The sequence below is a fragment of the Burkholderia sp. BC1 genome (assembly GCF_052683555.1).
The window spans coordinates 1-3,277 of sequence record NZ_JBQYLP010000149.1 but is presented as its reverse complement, the minus strand read 5'-3'; the positions used below and the strand labels follow the sequence as shown (position 1 = coordinate 3,277).

Sequence of the window (3,277 nt, the reverse complement as noted above, 5' to 3'; positions counted from 1 at the left end):
ATAGTGCGGATTCCCGTGTGAAAGTAGGTAATCGTCAGGCTCCCTAAGCCAGAAACCCCCGCCTGAACAGGCGGGGGTTTTTGCATTTGCGGCGGCCGAAAAGTGTCGCTTCAATCCTCTCCTTCCAGTCTCCAACGCACCGCACGCCGGTCAGCGCCTGCACCGCGCACCATGCACCGACATGCGCCGCCAAAGCGGGAAATCACCTCTTCAGGGTAATATCGCGATTCGTGCCGGCTCCAGCTGCAACCTTCAGTGACGGCGGCCGGCGTTTCTGCATCCCCGTCTATTACACCGTTCATGACTGCTCGTTCCGCCTCAGGTGATCGGACGACCGACTTCCTGCCGTATCTCGTCGCCGCGACGTTCTTCATGGAGTATCTCGACACCACCGTGATCGCGACCGCGCTGCCGCAAATGGCGCATACGTTCGGCGTCGGGCCGAATGCGCTCAGTCTCGGCATGACGGCCTACATGCTCGCGCTTGCGGTCTTCATCCCGATCAGCGGCTGGATCGCCGACCGCTACGGCTCGAGGACGGTGTTCGGCAGCGCCATCGTGGTCTTTACCGGCGCCTCCATACTCTGTGGTCTGTCGAACGGCGTCGGGACATTCACGGCCGCGCGGCTGTTGCAGGGCGTCGGCGGAGCGATGATGGTGCCGGTCGGCCGGATGATCGTCGTGCGCAGCACCGAGAAATCGCGGCTCATGCGCGCGATCGCGACGATCACCTGGCCCGGCATCGTTGCGCCAGTCGTCGGACCACCGATCGGCGGCTTTATCACGACTTATGCGTCGTGGCGCTGGATCTTCCTGCTGAACGTGCCGTTCGGTATCGCCGCACTCGTCAGCACCTGGCTCATCGTCCGGAACACGCGCGCGGAGCAGCAGCGGCCGCTCGACTGGATCGGGTTCGTCCTGGCCGGCGGCGCCTTGACCTGTCTGTTGCTCGGTACCGAAACGGCCGGACAGCAAAATGCGCGGTTCGCGCAGGCCGGCATGCTTGTCGGCGCCAGCGTGCTGTTCGGCATTGCCGCGTGGGTTCATGCGCGACGATGCGCACACCCGCTGCTGGATTTCACGACGCTGAAAGTGCCGACGTTCTCGGTCACCGTGATCACCGGATCGATCACGCGGATCGCGATCAACGCGGTGCCGTACCTGCTCCCGCTGCTGTTCCAGATCGGCTTCGGACTATCGCCGTTTCAGTCGGGCCTGCTGCTGCTCGCGAGCGCACTCGGCAACCTCGGCATGAAGGCCGGCACGTCGTGGATCCTCGATCGGTTCGGATTCCGCCGTGTCGCGCTCGTCGACGTGACCATTGTCGGCATCTGCACGATCGCATGCGGCTGGCTCACGGCGTCGACGCCGCTCGCGATCACGCTGCTCGTCGTGTTTGTCTACGGGCTGACGCGATCGATGCAGTTCACGACGCTGGCGACGCTCGCGTATGCCGACATCCCCACTCAGCAGACGAGCGCGGCAAGTACGCTATGGAGCGCCGCGCAGCAGATGACGATCGGCATGGGCATCGCGTTCGGCGCGCTGTCGCTGCGCCTTGCGGCTTCGCTGCGTGGCGATACGGGCGGCGTTCACTATCTGCTCGAGGATTTTCGATGGGCCTTTGTCGCGGCCGGCGTGCTCGCGTTGCTGACGTTGCCCGGTTACGCGCGGCTCGCGCGCGATGCGGGCGATCGGCTGCGTGCAAGCGCCGCACGCGGGTAAGCGAGCGGCGCGTGGATATGGCGTGCATCCGTGCGGCGAAGTGTGGGCCGCCTCCGCTCGTCGGCGAATATCGCGGCGGTTGTCGCGCGGCTGTCACTGCGCGTCGTGAAAGATGATGCCGACCGTGTGCCGATGCCCGCTGCGGATCCGGCTCACGCCATGACGGAGGTTCACGCGATAAATGCCGCGCGTGCCTTGCACCGGCCTGCTATGCACCGCGAAAACCACTGCATCGCCTTGCGCGAGCGGCACCACTTCCGCGCGCGACTGCATCCGCGGCCGCTGCTCGGTCAACACGAATTCGCCGCCGGTGAAATCGCGCTCCGGCGCGGACAGCAGAATCGCGACCTGCAGCGGAAACACATGCTCGCCGTACAGATCCTGATGGAGGCAGTTGTAGTCTCCGGGACCGTACTGGAGCAGCAATGGTGTCGGGCGCGTCTGTCCCGCCTCGTGGCAGCGCGCGAGAAACGCCGGCAGATCGGCGGGGTAGCGTGTATCGATGCCGAGCGCACGATTCCAGCGATTCGCGATCGGCGCGAGATGGCGATACAGCGCGGTGCGCAGCGCATCGACGAGTGTCGGTAGCGGATACGCGAAGTACTTGTATTCGCCTCGCCCGAAACCGTGCCGCGCCATCACGACACGTGACCGATAGCGTGTGTCGTCCGGATAGAGAGCCGCGAGCGCGCGGCATTCGTCAGCCGACAACAGGCGCGGCACGTGCGCGCAGCCGTAGCCGTCCAGGTCGGTGTCGATAAGGTGCCAGTCGAGCGTGTCGACGCGGCTTGCGACGTCGACGGGTTCGGCCGTGCGGGGAAGATCGGCAATGTTCACAGACGTACTCCGTTGTCAGCGGTGCGGCGTTGCAGCTGCGGGATGGTTGGCGTCGCGGCTCGCGGGAAGCGCACACTGCGATACGCCGCGATATGGGGGCGGCGCGATGCGATACACGACAACGCCATTCGGGCAGCGGCCTTCGTGCTGCTTTCCGCGATGACCCATCGAATGGCTTCAGTGTAGAGGCGAGCGCGCGTCGATGCGTGCCGGATCTTGCGCGCCAATTCGGTGGGGAACGAAGGCGGAGCGGGGCGGGCGACGTGGGGAACGAGGTATCGTCGGCCGGCCGTTCGGCCATCCCGACGGCGGCCACCAGCGCCCGGCCATCGATGGTGTCAATGCGATCGGGATCGCTGGCGGCTCGCGTCTGCGAACGCGATCGTTGCGGCTACCGGAGCGACGGTACCAACGCCGTTGCGAGTGAATCGCCAGTACCCACGCGATCGCCAACGCTAGTGAATCGCCGGCGCGAACGCGGTCGCGGTGGCCAGCGGCAGCCGGTACCAACGGGATTGTCGCCGCTAGTGAATCGCCAGCGCCAGTGGGTCGCCACCGCTAGTGAATCGCCGGTGCTAACGCGACCGAGGTGGCCAGCGGTCGCCAGTCCCAACGGGATCGTCCCCGCCAGTGAATCGTCAGTGCCAGTGGGATCATCGCCGCTAGTGAATCGCCGGTGCTAACGCGACCGAGGTGGCCAGCGGTCGCCAGTCCC

General features: G+C 65.7%; 2 protein-coding genes. One reads left to right on the top strand and one right to left on the bottom strand.

The features are described 5' to 3' along the window. The first annotated feature begins 300 nt into the window (after positions 1 to 300). Positions 301 to 1,725, top strand: coding sequence for a DHA2 family efflux MFS transporter permease subunit (locus ACSHSS_RS29875; protein ID WP_445545948.1), 1,425 nt, complete (start codon positions 301 to 303; stop codon positions 1,723 to 1,725). A 93-nt stretch (positions 1,726 to 1,818) separates the two neighbouring features. Here the strand turns inward: ACSHSS_RS29875 and ACSHSS_RS29870 are convergent, their stop codons facing one another. Next, a complete protein-coding gene (locus ACSHSS_RS29870; protein WP_445545947.1) occupies positions 1,819 to 2,562 on the bottom strand; it encodes a 2OG-Fe(II) oxygenase in 744 nt (247 codons plus the stop codon). Positions 2,563 to 3,277 lie beyond the last annotated feature (715 nt).

What these genes read in the sequence shown, in the direction of transcription:
- ACSHSS_RS29875 (WP_445545948.1), top strand. Translation starts at nt 301, where the DNA reads ATGACTGCTCGTTCCGCCTCAGGTGATCGGACGACCGACTTCCTGCCG.